2 protein-coding genes are annotated in these 424 nt (G+C 63.9%); both read left to right on the forward strand.

Annotation, left to right across the window (positions count from 1 at the left end):
* Positions 1-239, forward strand: a 239-nt coding sequence (locus tag ASV53_RS24665; RefSeq protein ID WP_141226353.1) for a hydroxyisourate hydrolase, incomplete at its 5' end; no start/stop codon positions are given.
* Between the two features lie 4 nt (positions 240-243).
* The coding region (locus ASV53_RS24670) for a bile acid:sodium symporter (RefSeq protein WP_141226354.1) at positions 244-424 on the forward strand (181 nt) is incomplete at its 3' end.

Below are 424 nucleotides of genomic sequence, written 5' to 3' on the forward strand. Positions count from 1 at the left end.
AGGGCGCGTCCAACGAGGACGGCCGCTGTCCGGATCTTGGCACCATCCTGCAGGGAACGGGCCTCTACAGCCTCACCTTTGCGGTCGCCGCCTATTTCCGGTCCAAGGGCGTGACACTGCCAGATCCGCCATTCCTCGATAGCGTGACGATCGACTTCGGCATCGCCGAGGACGGCGCGCATTATCATGTGCCGCTGCTGGTCTCGCCGTTCGCCTATTCGACCTACCGGGGAAGCTAAGACAATGCGCGTGCTGCTGGCCTTCTTCGAGCCATTCATCCTCATGCTGCTCGGCACCGTCCTCGTCGCCACCCTTCTGCCCGCGCAGGGCCAATGGCGCGGCGTGTTCGACCTGCTCGCCGACATCGCCATTGTCCTCCTGTTCTTCCTGCACGGTGCGAAGCTCTCCCGACAGGCCATCGTCG

The organism is Photobacterium sanguinicancri (assembly GCF_002265265.1).
Taxonomy (GTDB): Bacteria; Pseudomonadota; Gammaproteobacteria; order Enterobacterales; family Vibrionaceae; genus Photobacterium; species Photobacterium sanguinicancri.